The 18,498-nt window shown below is 74.8% G+C and carries 16 protein-coding genes; 11 read left to right on the forward strand and 5 right to left on the reverse strand.

The features are described from left to right. The first annotated feature begins 69 nt into the window (after positions 1-69). The 5 genes from ACIQ87_RS18365 to ACIQ87_RS18385 are packed head-to-tail and all read left to right on the forward strand — an operon-like array spanning position 70 to position 5,335. Positions 70-960, forward strand: coding sequence for an ABC transporter substrate-binding protein (locus ACIQ87_RS18365; protein WP_402407506.1), 891 nt, complete (start codon positions 70-72; stop codon positions 958-960). Positions 961-991: 31 nt separating this feature from the next. Further along, entirely contained in the window at positions 992-1,999 is a 1,008-nt protein-coding gene (locus ACIQ87_RS18370) for an ABC transporter permease subunit (RefSeq protein ID WP_402407509.1), read from the forward strand. Positions 2,000-2,001: 2 nt separating this feature from the next. Continuing rightward, complete coding sequence (locus ACIQ87_RS18375) at positions 2,002-2,799, forward strand: amino acid ABC transporter ATP-binding protein (protein ID WP_402407847.1); 798 nt, start codon at positions 2,002-2,004, stop codon at positions 2,797-2,799. 8 nt (positions 2,800-2,807) lie between these two features. Further along, entirely contained in the window at positions 2,808-4,457 is a 1,650-nt protein-coding gene (locus tag ACIQ87_RS18380) for an amidohydrolase family protein (protein WP_402407511.1), read from the forward strand. Continuing rightward, complete coding sequence (locus ACIQ87_RS18385; protein ID WP_402407514.1) at positions 4,454-5,335, forward strand: serine hydrolase; 882 nt, start codon at positions 4,454-4,456, stop codon at positions 5,333-5,335. Before ACIQ87_RS18380 ends, ACIQ87_RS18385 begins: the two co-directional genes overlap by 4 nt. A gap of 49 nt (positions 5,336-5,384) precedes the next feature. On the opposite strand, the gene ACIQ87_RS18390 is transcribed toward ACIQ87_RS18385, so the two are convergent. Together ACIQ87_RS18390 and lysA are read right to left on the reverse strand one after the other, a co-directional pair. Beyond that, positions 5,385-6,308, reverse strand: a complete 924-nt coding sequence (locus ACIQ87_RS18390; protein WP_402407516.1) for a LysR family transcriptional regulator — start codon at positions 6,306-6,308, stop codon at positions 5,385-5,387. Between the two features lie 9 nt (positions 6,309-6,317). Continuing rightward, positions 6,318-7,697, reverse strand: a complete 1,380-nt coding sequence (gene lysA, locus ACIQ87_RS18395) for a diaminopimelate decarboxylase (protein WP_402407519.1) — start codon at positions 7,695-7,697, stop codon at positions 6,318-6,320. Positions 7,698-7,887: 190 nt separating this feature from the next. Between lysA and ACIQ87_RS18400 the strand changes: the two genes are divergently transcribed. The 3 genes from ACIQ87_RS18400 to ACIQ87_RS18410 all read left to right on the forward strand — a co-directional run bounded on the left by ACIQ87_RS18400 (position 7,888) and on the right by ACIQ87_RS18410 (position 10,672). Then, a complete protein-coding gene (locus ACIQ87_RS18400; RefSeq protein ID WP_402407521.1) occupies positions 7,888-8,556 on the forward strand; it encodes a GntR family transcriptional regulator in 669 nt (222 codons plus the stop codon). Between the two features lie 113 nt (positions 8,557-8,669). Continuing rightward, positions 8,670-9,929, forward strand: a complete 1,260-nt coding sequence (locus ACIQ87_RS18405; protein ID WP_402407524.1) for an MFS transporter — start codon at positions 8,670-8,672, stop codon at positions 9,927-9,929. 173 nt (positions 9,930-10,102) lie between these two features. Next, the gene (locus ACIQ87_RS18410; protein WP_402407526.1) at positions 10,103-10,672 is read left to right on the forward strand and encodes a Uma2 family endonuclease; all 570 of its coding nucleotides are present in this window, start codon (positions 10,103-10,105) and stop codon (positions 10,670-10,672) included. A gap of 7 nt (positions 10,673-10,679) precedes the next feature. Here the strand turns inward: ACIQ87_RS18410 and ACIQ87_RS18415 are convergent, their stop codons facing one another. Beyond that, the gene (locus ACIQ87_RS18415; protein ID WP_402407528.1) at positions 10,680-12,746 is read right to left on the reverse strand and encodes an MDR family MFS transporter; all 2,067 of its coding nucleotides are present in this window, start codon (positions 12,744-12,746) and stop codon (positions 10,680-10,682) included. 220 nt (positions 12,747-12,966) lie between these two features. On the opposite strand from ACIQ87_RS18415, the gene ACIQ87_RS18420 reads away from it, so the two are divergent. After that, entirely contained in the window at positions 12,967-14,580 is a 1,614-nt protein-coding gene (locus ACIQ87_RS18420; RefSeq protein ID WP_402407530.1) for an MFS transporter, read from the forward strand. Beyond that, complete coding sequence (locus ACIQ87_RS18425) at positions 14,577-15,218, forward strand: maleylpyruvate isomerase N-terminal domain-containing protein (protein ID WP_402407532.1); 642 nt, start codon at positions 14,577-14,579, stop codon at positions 15,216-15,218. The genes ACIQ87_RS18420 and ACIQ87_RS18425 overlap by 4 nt, the downstream gene beginning before the upstream one ends. 71 nt (positions 15,219-15,289) lie before the next feature. On the opposite strand, the gene ACIQ87_RS18430 is transcribed toward ACIQ87_RS18425, so the two are convergent. Both ACIQ87_RS18430 and ACIQ87_RS18435 read right to left on the reverse strand, forming a co-directional pair. Then, positions 15,290-16,165: an ABC transporter permease gene (locus ACIQ87_RS18430; RefSeq protein WP_402407534.1), complete on the reverse strand. Its 876-nt coding sequence runs from the start codon at positions 16,163-16,165 to the stop codon at positions 15,290-15,292. Then, positions 16,162-17,085: an ABC transporter ATP-binding protein gene (locus tag ACIQ87_RS18435; RefSeq protein ID WP_402407537.1), complete on the reverse strand. Its 924-nt coding sequence runs from the start codon at positions 17,083-17,085 to the stop codon at positions 16,162-16,164. Before ACIQ87_RS18435 ends, ACIQ87_RS18430 begins: the two co-directional genes overlap by 4 nt. Before the next feature lie 135 nt (positions 17,086-17,220). Here ACIQ87_RS18435 and ACIQ87_RS18440 point away from each other — a divergent pair, with 135 nt between their 5' ends. After that, positions 17,221-18,471 carry a sensor histidine kinase gene (locus tag ACIQ87_RS18440; RefSeq protein ID WP_402407540.1) on the forward strand — a complete coding sequence of 417 codons (1,251 nt, stop codon included), beginning with the start codon at positions 17,221-17,223 and terminating at the stop codon, positions 18,469-18,471. Positions 18,472-18,498 lie beyond the last annotated feature (27 nt).

Genomic DNA, 18,498 nt, shown 5'->3' on the forward strand with positions numbered 1-18,498 from the left:
CATCATCTTCCGTTCACCCGGACCCGGCTGCCAGCATCGGCGCACCGTCACCGCCCGAGGGAGTAGCCGATGAACCGCCCCCGTTCCCTGCGCTGTCTGGCCGCACTGTCCCTGGTCGTCCTGGCCGCCACCGCCTGCGGGCGCTCCGACCCGGGCGGCTCCCCGGCCGCCGGCGCGGCGCAGGCCGCGCAGAACTCCGGGAAGAGCGCCGCCGAGCTGCTCCCGGCGAAGAACAAGCAGAGCGGCGTGCTCAGAGTGGCCACCTCCGTCGGCTACCCGCCGATGGAGATGTACAAGCCCGGGACGACCGAGCTGACCGGCGTCGACCCGGACCTCGCCGCCGCCGTCGCCGGGCGGCTCGGCCTGAAGCTGGAGCTCGCCAACTCCTCCTTCGACGGCCTGATCCCCGGCCTCCAGGCCGGCCGCTACGACCTGGTGATGTCCTCCATGACGGACAGCGCGCAGCGCCGCCAGGCCGTCGACTTCGTCGACTACTTCCGCACCGGCGGCGTGATCATGACGAAGAAGGGCAACCCCGAGGGCATCAAGTCCATCGAGGACCTCTGCGGCAGGAAGGTGGTCCTCGCCAAGGGCAGCTCCAACCTGGAGATCGGCGAGCAGCAGAACGCCAAGTGCGCCGCCAAGATGGCGATCTCGCAGAGCGAGGACGCCCCGACCGGGCTGCTCCAGCTGGACAGCGAGCGGGCCGTGGCCACGATCGTGGACTACCCGGTGGCGCAGATGTTCGTGCAGAACAGCGGCTCCTACGAGGTGCTTCCGGACCAGTACGGGACGGCGCCCTGGGGCATCGCGGTGGCGAAGAAGGACTCCGGGCTGCGCGACGCGGTGCAGAAGGCGCTCCAGGAGCTGATCGAGAGCGGCGAGTACCGCAAGGTGCTGGACACCTACCAGGTCGGCGGCAGCGCGGTGGAGCGCGCCACCGTCAACGCGGCGCAGTGAGAACGGCGGGACCGACGAGATGAGCACCGACATGAGAGACCCCGCGACGCCCACCGGCCCCGCGACGCCCACCGGCCCCGCGACGCCCACCGGCCCCGCGACGACCTCGGGCGCCGCCGACGACGACCTCGCCTTCGAGGTGACCGGCCGGCCCCGCCCGGCCCGCTGGTTCGCCGTCCTGGCGGCCGCCTTCGTCGCCGTCTGGCTGGCCTGGACCGTCATCGTCAACCCCAACCTGCACTGGGACATCGTCGCCAGGTACCAGTTCGACGGCGTGATCCTGGAAGGGCTCTGGGTGACGGTCCAACTCACCCTGATCTCCCAGGTGGTGGGCATCGTCATCGGCGTGGTGGTCGCCGTGATGCAGCTGTCCGACAGCCCGGTGCTGCGGACCACCGCCGGCGCGTACACCTGGTTCTTCCGCGGCACCCCGCTGCTGGTCCAGCTGATCTTCTGGTTCAACCTGGCACTGCTCTTCCCGGAGATCAGCATCGGCATCCCGTTCGACGGGCCCAAGCTGGTCAGCTGGCAGTCCAACACCCTGATCACCGGCTTCGTGGCGGCGCTGCTCGGCCTGTCGATCAACGAGGGCGCCTACATGTCCGAGATCGTCCGGGCCGGCATCCAGAGCGTCGACCCCGGGCAGCGCGAGGCCGGCGCCTCGCTGGGCATGTCCAACCGGCAGATCCTCACCCGGGTGGTGCTGCCGCAGGCGATGCGGGTGATCATCCCGCCGTTCGGCAACCAGTTCATCTCGATGCTGAAGACCACCTCGCTGGTCTCCGTCATCGCCGGCGCCGACCTGATGACCGTCTCCCAGCACCTCTACCTCGCCAACTTCGAGGTGATCGCGCTGCTGATCGTCGCGTCCATCTGGTACCTGGTGCTCACCACCATCGCGAGTGTCGCCCAGCACGCCGTGGAACGGAAGTTCAACCCGGCCGGGGCCCCGCCGGCGCTGCACCGCCGGGTGCTGGCCAACCTGCGCCCCGGGCGCGGCCGAGCACGCAAGAGCGTCAAGAAGGGGGAGGGCAAGTGATGATGAGTGCGGACCTGGAGAAGCCGGCCGCCGAGGTGGTCCTGTCGGCCCGGAAGGTGCGCAAGCACTTCGGGGACCTGGAGGTGCTGCGCGGCATCGACCTGGAGGTCAGGTCGGGGGAGGTGCTCTGCGTGATCGGCCCCTCCGGCTCCGGCAAGTCCACCCTGCTGCGCTGCTTCAACCACCTGGAGAAGATCGACGCCGGGCGGATCGAGGTGGACGGCGAGCCGGTCGGCTACGAGCCGCACGGCGCCTCCGGCAGCAGACTGCGCGAGCGCCGCCCGCGCGACATCCGCCACCAGCGCGAGCGGATCGGCATGGTGTTCCAGCGCTTCCACCTCTTCCCGCACCGCACCGCGCTGCAGAACGTGATGGAGGGCCCGGTCGCGGTCAAGGGCCGCCCGCGCGCGGAGGCCGAGCGGCAGGCCCGCGAACTGCTCGCCCGGGTCGGCCTGGCCGACCGCGCCGACCACTACCCGGCCCAGCTCTCCGGCGGCCAGCAGCAGCGGGTGGCGATCGCCCGGGCGCTGGCCATGGAGCCGACCCTGATGCTCTTCGACGAACCCACCTCCGCGCTCGACCCGGAGCTGGTCGGCGAGGTGCTCGGGGTGATGCGCGACCTCGCCCGCAGCGGCATGACGATGATCGTCGTCACCCACGAGATGGGCTTCGCCCGCGAGGTCGCCGACCGGGTCGTCTTCATGGACCAGGGCGCCGTCGTGGAGGCCGGCAGCCCGGCCGAGGTGTTCACCGCCCCGCGGCACGACCGCACCCGGGCCTTCCTCTCGACGGTGCTCTGATGGGAGCGATGGCACAGATGGGAGCGGACGTGACCACGACCCCGGTCGACCTGCTGCTGCGCGGCGGCACCCTGGTGGACGGCACCGGGGCGCCCGCCCGCCCGGCCGACCTCGCCGTCACGGACGGCCGGGTCACCGTACTGCCGCCCGGCACCGCGGTGACCGCGGCCGAGACCCTGGACGTCACCGGACGGGTCGTCACCCCCGGTTTCATCGACGTCCACACCCACTCGGACGCGCTCGCCGCCCCCTTCGGCGGCGGCACCCACACCGACGGCGACGCCCTGGACGAGCTGCGGCTCGCCCCGCTGCTCCAGGGCGTCACCACCGAGATCAGCGGCAACTGCGGGATCAGCCTGTTCCCCGCGCTGCCCGAGCGGCTGCCCGAACTGGCCGGACACCTGCGGGTCTCCTTCGGCCTCGGTCCGGTGCTGCCCGCCGAGGACTTCGACGCCTTCGCCGCCGGCCAGCGGCCCGAACTGCGCCGCAACCACATCGCCTCGCTGGTCGGTCACGGCACGCTGCGCGCCGGGGTGATGGGCTTCGAGGACCGCCCGCCCACGGCCGAGGAGCTGGCCGCCATGTGCGATCTGCTCGACCGGGCGCTGGGCCAGGGAGCGGCCGGGCTCTCCACCGGCCTGATCTACCCGCCCGGCGTCTACGCGGACACCGAGGAGATCGTCGCCCTGGCGAAGGTCGCCGCCCGGCACGGCAAGCCGTACGTCACGCACCTGCGCGACGAGATGTCCCAGGTGGAGAAGGCCCTGGAGGAGGCGCTGGAGATCGCGGTGCGCTCCGGCGCCCCGCTCCAGGTCTCCCACCACAAGACCGCGGGGCGGCACGCCTGGGGCGCCACCCTGCGCACCCTGCCGCGCCTGGAGCAGGCCCGCGCCGAGGGCGTGGACGTGCTCTGCGACGTCTACCCGTACACCGCCGGCAGCACCGTGCTGCACGCGATGCTGCCGCCGTGGACCAGCGAGGGCGGGCCGGCCGCGCTGCTGGAGCGGCTGCGCAGCAAGGAGGTGCGGGACCGGATCCGGACGGACATCGCGAACGGCGTCGAGGGCTGGGAGAACACCGTCGGCAACGGCGGCTGGGACCTGATCTCGGTGGCCGCCGCACCCGCCCGCCGTACGGCCGAGGGCCGCCGGATCACCGACCTGGCCGCCGAGCGCGGCGCCGACCCGGTGGAGTACGTCTGCGACCTGCTGCTGGAGGCGCAGGGCGAGGTGACCATCATCAGCCACTCGATGCGCGAGGACGACGTCCGCCGGGTGCTGGCCAGCCCGCTGTCGATGATCGGCTCCGACGGCGTGCCCAAACCCGGCCGCCCGCACCCCCGTTGGGCGGGCAGCTTCGCCCGGGTGCTCGGCCACTACGGGCGCGAGCAGGGGCTGCTGCCGCTGGAGCTCGCGGTGCACAAGATGACCGGCCTGCCCGCCGAGCGCTTCCGGCTGGCCGGGCGCGGGGTGGTCCGGGACGGTGCGATCGCGGACCTGGTGGTGCTGGACCCGGCGGCCGTCCTCGACGGCGCGACCTTCGAGCGGCCGCTGCTGCCGCCGGTGGGAGTGGAGACCGTGGTGGTGGCCGGGCGGGTCGCGGTGCGCGGCGGCCGGGCGACCGCGAGCCGGGCCGGAGAGGTGGTGCGGGTCCGATGAGCCTCGCCCAGGTGGCGGCCGCCGCGCGCAGCTCGGCGGCGCTCCCGCTGACCCTCGCGGTGGCGGCCGTGGACGTGGACGCCGACGGCGCGGCCGACGGTGCCGACGGCGGCGCGGTCGGCGCGGTCGGCGCGGTCGGGGTGGACGACACCGTCGTGCTGCCCGTCGCCAGCTCCTCCAAGCTGCTGCTGCTCGCCGAGGTCGCCCGGCGGCTGGACACCGGGGAGCTGACGGCCGGGCAGCCGGTGGCGATCCTCCCCGAGGACGTCACCGGCGGCACCGGCCTGCTCGGCCGGCTGAGCCGGCCCGGCTGGACGGTGGAGGACCTGGCCTGGCTGACCGCCGCGGTCAGCGACAACACCGCCACCAACGCGCTGCTGCGGCTGGTCGGGCTGCCGGCCACCGCCCGGCTGGCGCGCGAGCTCGGGCTGGAGCGGCTCACCCTGCACGACCGGGTGCGCGACGAGCGCGGGCCGGACGTCCCGCCCGTCTTCGCCACCGGCACCGCCCGCGACCTGGCCCGCCTGGTGGCCCTCGCCGTCCAGGGCACCATGGCCACGCCGGCGGCCTCGGCCCGGCTGCTCGGCTGGATGCGGGCCAACACCGACCACGGCCTGGTGCCCGCGCTGATCGACCACGACCCGTACGCCCCCGGCTTCCCCGAGCCGCTGCCCGGCCGCCTGCTGGTCGCCAACAAGACCGGTACGGACACCGGGGTGCGGGCCGACGCGGGCGTCGTCGTGGGCGCCCGCCGGGTGGCCTACGCGGTCGTCGCGCACTGGGACGTGACGCTCGGGCCCAGCACCGAACGGGCCGCCGTGCACGCCATCCGGGACGTCGGCCGCGCCCTCGCGGCCTGGGCCCAGCGGCCGGCCTGAGCCGGCTGAACCGGCTGAGCCAGCTGAGCCGGCTGAACCGGCCGGGGGATCAGGCCCACCGCATGTCGAGCAGGGACCTGATCTCCCCGGCGGCGGCGCCGAGTTCGGCGAGGAAGTCGCGCAGCACCGGGTTGCGGTTGGTGGCCCGGGTGGCCACCCCGATCCGGCGGTGCAGCTGGGGGTGGTCCAGCCGGCACACGTGCACCCCGGCGCTGTCGGCCAGGCCGAGCGCCGGGATCAGCGCCACGCCCATGCCGGCCCGCGCGAGGTTGATGGTCACCTGGTAGTGGTCGCTGCGGCAGCGCACCCGGGGGCGGAACCCCTCGGCCGCGCAGGCGCGTTCGAGCACCGGCTCGCCGGTGCTGCCGCCGTGGGTGCCGATCCAGCTCTCGCCCTCCAGCTCGGCCAGCCGCACCACCGAGCGCCGTCCGAGCCGGTGCCGCAGCGGCACCACGACCAGCTGCGGCTCCTCGAAGTACATCCGCACGTCCACCGTCGCCTGGCGGCACCACGGGTCCAGCGGGTGCTCGAAGACGACGGCCGCGTCCAGCCGGCCGGCCTCCAGGTCCGGGACCAGCTCGTGCGGCTGGCCCATGATGAGCTCCAGCTCCACCTGGGGGTGCCCGGCGGCGAACGCGGCCATCGCCCGGGGCAGCAGGTCCAGCCCGGCGGAGGCGAAGAAGCCGATCCGCAGCACACCGGCCGCGGCCTGGGCGTGCGCCCGCAGGTCGTCCTGGGCGACGGCCATCAGATCGGCGATCGCCTGCGCGTGCTCGGCCAGCCGGACCCCGGCCGGCGTCAGGCGCAGGGACTGCGGAGCCCGTTCCACCAGCGCGACACCCAGCTCCTGCTCCAGGCGGGCGAGCTGGTGCGAGATGGCGGACGGGCTCAGGTGCAGCGCCTGCGCCGCGGCCACGATGGTGCCCCGGCGGGCGATCTCCAGGAGGACGTGCAGTCGGGCGCTGTTCAGCATCGGCCCAGGTTAAGGCCTGCGTCGTGCGGTGTACGCGGGCTGCGCGGCCACCGGCTCCCGGGTGCCGTCGGCGGCGGCCACGTCCAGCCGGAGCAGGTCGTGCTCGGTCTCCCGGCGCACCACCAGGCGGGCCTCGCCGTCGCGGACGAAGACCACGGCGGGCCGCGGCAGCTTGTTGTAGTTGGACGCCATGGCGTAGCCGTAGGCGCCGGTCACCGGGGTGGCCAGCAGGTCGCCGACCCGCAGGTCGGCGGGGAGCGCGGCGTCGTCGATGATCACGTCGCCGCTCTCGCAGTGCTTGCCGACCAGCCGGGCGCGGGCCGGGCGGGGCGCCTGGGGGCAGCGGGGCAGGAAGGCCTCGTAGCGGGCGCCGTACAGCGCGGGGCGCAGGTTGTCGCTCATCCCGCCGTCCACGCTGACGTAGGTGCGCACGCCCTCGATCCGCTTGACGGTGCCGACCCGGTACAGGGTCAGCCCGGCCCGGGCGGCGATCGAGCGGCCGGGCTCGACGCCGACCTCGCCGCTCCAGCCGGCGCCGCGCACCGCCGCGCGGACCCGTTCGGCCCAGACGGCGAAGGAGGGGGCGCTCTGCCCGCTCAGGTAGGCCACGCCCAGGCCGCCGCCGACGGTCAGCCGGCGCAGGCCGTGCTCCACCGCGAACCGGGCCACCGCGGCGGCGCCGTCGGCCAGTTCGGCCGGGTCGAGCACCTGCGAGCCGACGTGGGCGTGCACGCCCTCCAGCCGTACCGCGGCGGAGGCCTCGGCCCGGCGCACCGCGGCCGCGGCGGCGCCGTCGGCCAGGCCGAAGCCGAACTTGGAGTCGTGGCCGCCGGTCTGGATGGCCTGGTGGGCGCCGGCCGCGACCCCGGGCGCCACCCGCAGCTGGATCCGGGCCGGGGGCAGGCCATCCTCGCGGTGCAGCCGCTCGATCCGGTCCAGCTCGTCGAAGCTGTCCACCACGATGTGGCGCAGGCCGACGGTCAGCGCGGCGCGCAGCTCGGCCTCGTCCTTGTTGTTGCCGTGCAGCACGATCCGCTCCGGGGCGACCCCGGCGTACAGCGCGGTGCGCAGCTCGCCGCCGGAGGCGACGTCCAGCAGCAGCCCCTCCTCGGCGGCGAGGCGGGCCATCGCGGTGCAGAGGAAGGCCTTGGAGGCGTAGGCGACGTTGTCCCGGCCGAAGGCGGCCACCGCCTCGCGGCAGCGGCGGCGCAGATGCTCCTCGTCGTAGACGAACAGCGGCGTGCCGTACCGGCGGGCCGCCTCGGCGAGGAGCACGCCGCCGACGGCCAGGCCCTCGGGACGGAACTCGGCGGTGAGCGGCAGCAGGCCCGGATCGACGGGCGGCAGGGTCCGGTCGACGGTCGGCAGGGCCGGCGGCACAGGGGACACGGGCGACATGGGGGACAAGGCTTCCTCCCGGCAGGCTGGTGGCCCCGCCCATCCTCGGCCCAGCGGAAGGGGATGGGAAAGCGCATTCTTCGGGCCCTGAGCAGTACCGAAACCGTTGCTCGGGCTCCGGCGGAGGACCCTCCCCGGCTGTTGCATCTAAGCTTGCATCTATGGTGCTACGGTGTGCTCCATGGCCGACACCCCGCCCCCCGCCCGGGTCCCGGCCGCGGACCGCGCCTACGAACTGACCAAGGACCTCATCCTCGGCGGCGGCCTGCCAGGCGGCACGCTGATCAGCGAGGGCGAGATCGCCGAGCGCGCCTCGCTCAGCCGCACCCCCGTCCGGGAGGCCTTCCTGCGGCTGCAGGCCGAGGGGCTGCTCCAGCTCTTCCCCAAGCGCGGAGCCGTCGTGGTGCCGGTCGGCCCCGGCGAGGCCGAGGACGTGCTGGAACTGCGCGAGGCGCTGGAGAGCACGGCCGTGCGCCGGATCACCCGCCGCCCCGACGGCCTCGAGGCACTGGTCCGGCAGCTGTCCGAACTGATCGACCAGCAGCGCGGACCGGCCCGCCGGGCCGACCTCGGCGCCTTCGCCGACGCCGACGAGGCCTTCCATCGGGGCATCGTGACGGCCTCCGGCAACGAGCTCGCCGAGCGGTTCTACGGGACGCTGCGCGACCGCCAGCGCCGGATGGCCGTCCAGCTGCTCCAGGTGCGGCCGGAACGGCAGGCGGAGCGGCTGGCCTCGCTGGTCGAGGAGCACACCGTGCTCGTCGAGCGGATCGCGGCCCGTGACGCCGAGGGCTTCACCGCCGCCCTGCGCGCCCACCTGGACGCCCACCGGGCGGTCACCGACCGCTGACCCCCCTTCACCGCGCGCCGGCGACCGTGCGCGCACACCCACCGCGCGCCGACGACCGCGCACGCCCCCGACGGACCGCCGGGACCGACCATCCGACAAGGAGCAGCACCACCATGAGCACCACCCGGCCGCCGTCCGCCGGTCCCGTCGCACCGTCCGGCCGGGGGCGGCCGTGGCTGCTCGCCGCCCTGGCCATGCTCTGCTGCGGGTGGGGCGGCAACCAGTTCACCCCGCTGCTGCTGATGTACCGCCACCTCGGCGGCTACTCGGAGGTCACCGTGGACGCCTTCCTGGGGGCGTACGTCCTCGGACTGGTCCCCGGGCTGCTGGTCGGCGGCGCGGCCTCGGACCGCTACGGGCGCCGCCCGCTGATGATCGGCGCGGTGGCCGTCTCGCTCGCCGCCAGCGCGGTGCTGTGCGGCGGCACCGCCGGTGAACTCCCCATCTACGCGGGGCGGTTCCTCACCGGCATAGCCGTCGGCATCGCGATGGCCGTCGGCACCAGCTGGGTCAAGGAGCTCTCCCAGGCCCCGCACGACCCGGCCGCCGACCCGGGCGCCGGAGCCCGCCGCGCCTCCCTCGCCCTGACCCTCGGCTTCGGCCTCGGCGCCGGGGCGGCCGGAGCGCTCGCCCAGTGGGGCCCCTGGCCGATGGTCACCCCGTACCTCGCCCATCTGCTGGTCACCCTGCCCGCGCTGTTCCTGCTCCCGAGGGCCGTCGAGACCCGGGCCCGCTCGGCGGCCGTCCGCAGCCTCTGGGCGGACCTCAGGGTCCCGGCGGCCGGGCACCGGCGCTTCGTCCGGGTCGTGCTGCCGATGGCCCCGTGGGTGTTCGGCTCGGCCGGCGTCGCGTACGCGGTGACCCCGCAGCTGGTCGGCGACCGGCTCGGCGACTGGTCGCTGGCCTACGCGACCCTGCTGACCGTCCTCACCCTCGGCACCGGCGCCCTCGTCCAGCCCTTCGCCAAGCGCCTGGACTCGCTCTCCTCGGCGCGCGGCGTCATCGTCTCCATGGTGCTGATGGCCTGCGGCATGGCCGTCTGCGCCGGCGACGCGGCGGTCCGCTCCCCGCTGCTCGGCCTGGGCGGCGCGGTCCTGCTCGGCGCCGCGTACGGCATCGGGGTGGTCTCCGGACTGCTGGAGATCCAGCGCATCGTCACCCCGGACGACCTGGCCGGCATCACCGGCGTCTACTACGCGCTCTGCTACTCGGGCTTCCTGCTGCCCGCCGTACTCGCGGCGCTCTCCTCGGTGGCCTCCTACACCGTGATGCTCACCGCGGTCACGGCCCTCGCCCTCGCCAGCCTCGCCGTGATCGTCCTCTCCTCCCGCCGCCCCGCCCCCGCCCCGACCCCGGCGGAAGCCTCCCCCTGACGCCCCCGGCCGCCGCTCTCCTGCCTCCCCGCCCGCTCCCGGGCGGGGAGGCAGAATGCGCTGCACAAGGGTGCTGCCGCGGATATGAACGGTCAGTGCGCGTCCGATACCGGTCGGTGGGCGAGGCGGCCCCACGAGCCGGGGGAGAATGACATGTCGGAAGGAGACGCGCTGTGAGTACGGCATCCCAGGTCCCCGGTGACTACAGCACCGTCAGCGACCCCGAGCGGGCCCTGAAGTACGCGATCCGGCACATCGCGGGCGACCGCACCGAGATCATCGAGGGAGTCATCACCCCCACGTCGCCGTCATGGGCGCACGAGTCCGCCGCCGAGATCGTCCGCCGCCAGCTCGGACCCCGAATGGACCAGCTCGACCTGGTGTCCGGCTCCGGCAAGCTCGACCTGCCCGGCAGCGAGAACTGGTACATCCCCGATCTCGCCGTCGTACCGGCCGAACTCGCCCTGAAGACCGAGGGCGCGCTGCTGCCCGATCAGACCCTCCTGGTCGTCGAGGTCGGTTCGCCGTCGAACGCGGAGACCGACCGCGTCGTCAAGCGTCGCCGCTACGGCCAGTACGGCGCCCCGCTCTACCTCCTCGTCGACCGGCAGAACCGCAGCTGCACCCTGTACAGCGAGCCGACCCGCCTCGGTTACGCCGCCGAGAGCGGCCCGCATCCCTTCGGCACGCCCGTTCACCTCCCGGCGCCGTTCGACCTGGACGTCGACACCACTCGTCTGTAGGTGCCGCCTAGACCGTCGCGCCGTCCGTCGGGCGGGCGTGGGCCGGGAGGCCGTTGGCGAGGTCCTCGACCAGAAGGCGCCAGGCGATGGCGTCGGCGGCGGCGCGCAGGCGGGGGCTGCGGGGGCGGCCGGCGTCGGCGTCGAGGCGGGCGTTGAGCCAGCCGGACCAGGCGTGGGCGAGGGTGCGGACCTCCTGGGTGCCGGCCTCGGTGAGGGAGAGGTGGTCGCCGTCGCGGAGCAGGTAGCCCTCGGCGGCCATCCGGTCGAAGACCGGCTCCAGGACTTCGGGCGGCACCCGTTTGCGGGCGCCGACGAGGTCCAGCGAGGCGTAACCGACGGCCTTGGTGTGGCCGGCCACCTCCATCAGCGCCCAGGCCCCGGCCAGGTCCACCCGGGTGCCGGCGCCGGAGACGATCGTCCGGACGGTGTCGAGGTCCACCCCGCGCACGAGCGAGGACACCGCGTACTCCAGGTGCGGGTCGGCGTCGGCGGTGGTCGGCTGGGCGAACGCCTCGCCCATGTCGGTGGAGCCGGCCCGGGCGGTGTCGCGCAGCTGCACCTGTTTGAGGAAGAGCGACACCACGAAGCCGATCACGGCCACCGGGATGGTCCACAGGTACACGGTGTGCAGGGCGTCGGAGTAGGCCTGCACGATCGGCGCGGCCTGGTCGGCGGGCAGCTGGTGCAGGCCCTGGGGGCTCTGCGCGGCGTGGGTGAGCGCGGCCGGGTCGGCGCCGGTGAGCCGGGCGGCGGTGGCGATCCCGTCGGCGAGTTCGGTCTTCAGGCTGTTGGCGTAGATGGTGCCGAACACCGCCGTGCCGAAGGAGCTGCCGATGGTGCGGAAGAAGGTCACCCCGGAGGTGGCGGTGCCGAGGTCGGCGTAGTCGACGGTGTTCTGCACGGCGATGGTGAGCACCTGCATGCTCAGCCCGATGCCGGCGCCGAGCACGAACATGTAGAGCGAGGCGAGTACGGATCCGGTGTCGGGTTCCAGCCGGGAGAGCAGGTAGAGGCCGAGGGCCATCACCGCCGTGCCGACGATCGGGAACAGCCGGTACTGCCCGGTCTTGCTGACCGCGTTGCCGCTGGCGACCGAGGCGATCAGCAGACCGAGCACCATCGGCAGCGTCCGGACGCCGGAGACGGTCGCCGAGTCGCCGTCCACGTACTGGAGGAAGGTCGGCAGGAAGGTCAGCGCGCCGAGCATGGCGAAGCCGACGATGAAGCTGAGCACCGAGCAGACCGTGAACACCGGGTTGCGGAACAGCCGCATCGGCAGCATCGGTTCGACGGCCCGGGTCTCCACCCAGCAGAACAGGCCGAGCGCCAGCGCGCCGCCGACGAACAGGCCGATGATCACCCCGGAGCCCCAGGCGTACTGGTTGCCGCCCCAACTGGTCGCCAGGATCAGCGCGCCGGCTCCGGCCGCGACCAGCACGATGCCCAGGTAGTCGACGACCGGGCGGGTCGCCGAGCGGACGGACGGGATGGTCCGGGCCGCCGCCGCGACCACCACGACCGCGAGCGGAACGTTGACGTAGAACGCCCAGCGCCAGGACAGGTGGTCGGTGAACAGCCCGCCCAGCAGCGGCCCGATCACCGTGGCGACGCCGAACACCGCGCCCATCGCGCCCTGGTACTTGCCGCGCTCGCGCAGCGGGATGACGTCAGCGATCAGCGCCATGGAGGTGACCATCAGACCGCCCGCGCCGAAGCCCTGCACGGCGCGCCAGGTGATCAGCAGGGTCATGTCGGTGGCCAGGCCGCACAGGAACGAGCCGGCGACGAAGACGACGGCCGAGATCTGGAACAGCAGCTTGCGCCCGTACAGGTCGCCGAACTTGCCGGCCAGCACGGTGGCCACGGTCTCGGCCAGCAGGTAGGAGGTCACCACCCAGGACATGTGCGCGGCCCCGCCGAGGTCCGCGACGATGGTGGGCAGCGCGGTGCCGACGATGGTCTGGTCGAGGGCGGCCAGCAGCACGCCGAGCACGATGGTGGCGAAGACGACGTTCCGCTGCCGGACGTCCAGCACCGGAGGGGCGGAGGGCGCGGTCTCGGTGGCGACGGTCATGCCGTCAGCCTCCGGGGTGCGGGCGGCGGTCGCGATCCGATTCGGCCGTCCGGGTGACAGTGGGTGGAATCCGCCCGGGTGGCGGGCACAGGTGGGCCGGGCGACGATGATCCGAGCCAAGCCGACCGACGATCACCCGTCGACCCAGGACGCCCCATCGACCAGGATGCCCCGTCGACCAGGATGTCGACCGGGAAGCCCCGGCCCCCGGGAGGCTCCCATGAACGCCGACCCCCCGCGCAGCACCACGAACCCCAAACAGCCCGGAGCCACCGCCGTGGGCGCCCGGGCCGCCGCCCGGCGCTGGCGGGCGCTCACCGTCTGCCTGGTCGCCGGCTTCATGACCCTGCTGGACGTCAGCATCGTCAACGTCGCGTTGCCGACCGTACGGGTCGGGCTGCACATGTCCGACAGCGGCCTGCAGTGGGTGCTCAGCGGCTACGCGCTGGCCTTCGGCCTGGTGCTGGTGCCCGCCGGGCGGCTCGGCGACGCGCGCAGCCGGCGGGCCGTTTTCCTCGCCGGGCTCGCCCTGTTCACCGTGGCCAGCGCGCTCGCCGGCGCGGCGCAGAGCCAGGAGTGGCTGGTGCTCGCCCGGCTGTTCCAGGGCGCGGCCGGCGGCGTGCTGGTGCCGCAGGTGTCCGGATTCATCCAGGTGCTGTTCCAGGGCGCGGAGCGCGGCCGGGCCTTCGGCGCCCTCGGCGCGACCATCGGGCTGTCCACCGCCGTCGGGCCACTGCTCGGCGGGCTGCTGATCCACGCCGTCGGCCCGGAGAACGGCTGGCGCTGGGTGTTCCTGGTCAACCTGCCGATCGGCGTCGCCCTGCTGCCGATCGCCTACCGGCTGCTCCCGGAGCCGCCGCCCGCCGACCAGCGGGCCGGGCACCGGGACTTCGACCCGGTCGGCGTGCTGCTGCTCGGCGCCGGGACGGTCTCGCTGCTGCTGCCGTTCGTCCAGGCCCAGCAGTGGCACGGCTGGGCCCGCTGGCTGCTGCTGCCGCTGGCGGCGGTGCTGCTCGCCGTGTTCGTCGGCTGGGAGCTGCACTACGGGCGGCGGCGCGAACCGCTGGTGAGCATGGCGCTGTTCGCGGTGCGGCCGTACGCGGCGGGAACGCTGCTGTCGCTGGTGTACTTCGCCGGGTTCACCGCGATCTTCTTCATCTTCACGCTCTACCTCCAGGCGGGCCTGCACTACTCGGCGCTGACGGCGGGCCTGGCCGTCACGCCGTTCGCGGTCGGCTCGGGGGTGTCCGCGGCGGTGGGCGGGCGGCTGGTGAGCCGGCTCGGGCGGCGGCTGGTGGTGGCCGGACTGCTGCTGGTGCTGGCCGGACTGCTGGCCTCGGCGCTGGCGGTGCAGCTGTGGTCGGGGCCCCGCGTGGGGTGGACGACGGCGCTGCCACTGCTGGTCGCCGGGGCGGGCAGCGGGCTGGTGATCGCCCCGAACCAGACGCTGACCCTCCAGCAGGTGCCGGTGGCCCGGGCGGGCAGCGCGGGCGGGGTGCTGCAGACCGCGCAGCGGGTCGGGTCGGCGGTGGGCATCGCCGTCGTCGGCTCGGTGTTCTTCGCCCGCGCGACCGGGCCCCGCCCGGACTGGGCGCTGGCCTTCCAACTTGGCGTGACGGTCGCGGCCGGCCTGGTGCTGGCGGCGCTGCTGGTGGCGGTCGCCGACATGGCCTCGGGCCGGGGCAGCTTCCGGGCCACCGGGCCGCGGGTGGGGGACGGGCCGAGCGGCGGAGACGGACCGCGCGGCGGAGACGGGCCGAGGGTCGGGGACGGGCCGAGCGGCGGAGACGGACCGCGGGTGGGGGACGGGCCGAGCAGCGGAGGCGAGTCGTGACGGGCGCCCGGACGGACTTCCTGGCCGCCGCGGCGGCAGCCGAGGAGCTGCTGCGCCGCCCGGAGGTGGCCCGGGCCTGGCGGCGGCCGAGCGCGCTGGCGCAGTGGAGCGTCGGCGGGCTGGCCGGGCACCTGGCCTACCAGGTCCTGTGCGTGCCGGAGGTGCTGGCCGCGCCCGTACCGGCGGAGCCGGTGGTCGGGCTGCTGGACCACTACGCCCGGTCGGCCTGGGTCGGTGCGGCGCTCGACGCGGAGGTCAACGTGCGGATCCGGCAGGGCAGTGAGGCCTTCGCGGCCGACGGGCCGGCCGTGCTGCACCGCCGGCTCGCCGCCGTGCTGCCGGAGCTCGCGGACACCCTGGCGGCGGCGGACGCCACCCGGCCTGCCAGGCTGCCGTTCTGGGGCCCGTGGGCACTGACCCTCGACGACCTGCTGGCCACCCGGACGATGGAACTGGCCGTCCACGGCGACGACCTGGCGGTGAGCGTCGCCGTGGACGGGCCCGAACTGCCCGCGGAGACCGCCGAGTCGGTGATCGGCCTGCTGGCCCGGCTGGCCGTCCGGCGGCACGGCCGGGCGGCCGTGCTGCGGGCGCTCAGCCGGGCCGAGCGGGCACCGGGCAGCATCGCGGCGTTCTGAGCGGCGGTGCTTCGCGCCGGGCCGCGGTCCGTGCTGTGCCGTGCTTCGCGTCGTGCCGGGCAGGTGGGCCGTCAGTGGTCCCGGCGGTGGATGGCGAGTGCCGCGACGGCCACCGAGGCCAGCGACCACACCGCGAAGGTGGTCCAGGCGCCCGTGACGGTGGCCGGGTACTCGGACGGGCGCAGGCCCGCCAGGGTGGTCCGGGCCAGGCGCTGCCAGGCGGGCAGCGGCAGGGCGTGCAGCAGGTCGGCGCTCCAGCGGTAGCGCTCGGTGATCAGCGACGGGACGAAGAACAGCACCCCGACGGTGGCCACCACGGCCCCCGCGCCGTGCCGGATCAGGGTGCCGAGGCCGAGGCTGACCAGGGCGCAGACCGGGCCGAACAGCACCGCAGCCGCGACGTACCGCAGCGCGGCCGGATCGGTGACGGACTGTCCGATGCCCGTCCCGGACAGGATCGCCTGGCTCCCGCCGAAGGAGACACCGACGGTGAGCACCCCGTAGCCGAACAGCACGGCGGCCAGTACGCAGGCCTTGGCGACGAGCACCGCCCGGCGGTCGGGCACGGCCGCCAAGGTGGTGCGGATCAGACCGGTCGCGTACTCGCCCGCGATGGCGAGCGCGCCGAGGCCGCCCGCGACCAGCATCAGGATGTCGGCGGAGGCGAGGTTGAAGGCGTCGTTGAGCGCCACCTGCGCCATGACCGCGGGGTCACCCTCGCCCGGGGTGTAGTGGTCGCGGGTGTAGAGCGCGGACTTGAGGCCGTCGGCGACGATCGCCACGGCGCTGAGGCCGAGCACCCAGGGGACCGAGCGCAGCGACCAGAACTTGATCCACTCGGCGGCCAGCAGGTCGCCGAAGCGGGCGCGCGGTTCGGTGCGGGGCGAGGCGGGGCCGGTGCGGGGCGAGGCGGGGCCGGTGCGGGGCGAGGCGGGCAGGGTGCTCAACGGGGTCCTCCGGCGGGGTACTCGACGCTGTCGGCGGTCAGGTCCATGAACGCCTCCTCGAGGGAGGCGCCCCGGGTGGTCAGGGCGTGCAGCAACAGGCGCTGCTCCAGGGCGAGTTCGCCGATCCGGGTGGCGTCCAGGCCGCTCACCGCGAGTTCGCCGTCCGGGCCGGGCCGGACGGTGGCGCCGGCCGTCGTCAACACGGCGGTGAGCCGCTCGGGTTCGGCGGCCCGGACGGTGATGGCGCGCAGGCCCGCTCGGGCGGCGAACTCGGTGAGGCTCTCGTCGGCGAGCAGCCGGCCGCGCCCGATCACCACCAGGTGGTCGGCGGTGTGCTCCATCTCGGCCATCATGTGGCTGGAGACGAAGACGGTCCGGCCCTCGGCGGCGAGCCGCCGGAACAGCCCGCGCACCCAGAGCACGCCCTCCGGGTCCAGCCCGTTCAGCGGCTCGTCGAACAGCAGCACCGGCGGGTCGCCGAGCAGCGCGCCGGCGATGCCGAGCCGCTGCCGCATGCCGAGCGAGTAGCCGCGGATCCGGCGCCCGGCGGCCTCGGTGAGCCCGACCTCGTGCAGCACCTGCTCGACCCGGGCGGCCGGGATCGCGTTGGCGCGGGCCAGCGCCCGCAGTTGGGCCCGGCCGGTGCGCCCGCCGTGGGCGTCGCCCGCGTCCAGCAGGGCGCCGGCGTGCCGCAGGCCGCGCGGCCGGTCGCGGAAGGGGCGGCCGTCCACGGTGACGGTGCCGGAGGTCGGGTCGCCCAGGCCGAGGACCAGCCGCAGCGTGGTGGACTTGCCCGCGCCGTTGGGGCCGAGGAAGCCGGTGACCCGGCCGGGCCGGACGGTGAAGGAGAGGCGGTCGACGGCGGTGCGGACGCGGTGGCCGCGACCGTAGCGCTTCGTCAGCTCGGTGACTTCGATCATGGGCTCCACGGTGCCGGGGATCGTGGGGCGGGCACATCGGACCGGTGTCGACACCGCGAGCCACCGGAGGCCAGCCGGGGCCGTACAACCACGGTTGGATGACGGCGTCCAGGACCGTCGTTACGATCGTGGACCATGCCCTCACCCCCCTCCCCGCCGCTGCTCCGGCGCGTTCCGCCCGAGGTCTGGGTCGGCCTCGCCTGGTGCGTGGCGGCCGGTTACCCCGCCGTCCGGCTCGGCGGCCAGGCCGCGCAGCACCCCGGCGCCGCCGCCCACGGCGGCTGGGCGTTCACCCTGGCCGACACGGCGGTGGCCTTCGCGGGCGCGGCGCTGGTACGACGGCTGCCGGTGCTCTCCGTCGTCCTGCTGCTGATCGCCGCGTTCACCGAGACCGACGGCTGGGCCGGCGGTGCGCAGGTGCCGCCCGGCGCCCTGCTCGCGGTGGACACCGCGCTCTGCCTGATCACCGCGACCCGGCCGCGGCGCAGCTCCCGGGCCGCGTTCGCGCTGGTCATGGCCTTCCTGGTGCTGCACATCGGCATGGTGCACGGCAACACGGTGGGCATCTTCACCGGTACCCACATCGGCTCGGCCGACGGCGCCGCGCTGCTCGCGCTGGTCGCCTGGCTGGTCGGCCGCTCGGTGCGGCAGAACCGGGAGCACGCCGAGGCGCTCAGCGCCCGGGCGGCCGAGGAGGCGGTCACCGTCGAACGGCTGCGGATCGCCCGGGAGATGCACGACACCGTCGCACACAGCCTCGGCATCGTCGCCCTCCAGGCCGGCGCCGCCCGCCGGGTGATCGACCGTCGGCCGGAGCGGGCCAAGCAGGCGCTGGGCGAGATCGAGGCCGCCGGACGGGAGTCCCTGGCCGCGCTGCGCCGGATGCTGGTCGTGCTGCGCCGGGCCGACGGCGAGGCCTCGGCCACGGTGCCGCAGGGCCTGGCGGACCTCGACCGGCTGGCCGGGGCGACCACTGCCGCTGGGGTACGGGTGGAGGTGCGGCGGCACGGCGAACCGGGGCCGCTGCCGCCGGAGGTCGACCTCGCGGCCTTCCGGATCGTCCAGGAGTCGGTGACCAACGTGGTGCGGCACGCGGACGTCGGCGCCTGCGTGGTCACGGTGGACCACCGGGCGGCGGGGGAGCTGTCGGTCGAGGTCACCGACCGGGGCGGTGGCCCTGGGAAGGGGCCGGGCGGCGGGTTCGGGCTGGCCGGGCTGCGGGAGCGGGTCGCCCTGCTGCGCGGCGAGTTCGAGGCCGGGCCGCTGCCCGGGGGCGGCTTCCGGGTGGCCGCCCGGCTGTCGGTGCCCGTGTCGGTGCCCGTGTCGGTTTCGGTGTCGGCGCTGGTGTCGGGTCCTGGGTCGTCGGTCGAGGAGGCGGGCGCGTGATCCGGGTGGTGCTGGCCGACGACCAGC

The organism is Kitasatospora sp. NPDC096204 (assembly GCF_044763205.1).
Classification (GTDB): Bacteria; Actinomycetota; Actinomycetes; order Streptomycetales; family Streptomycetaceae; genus Kitasatospora.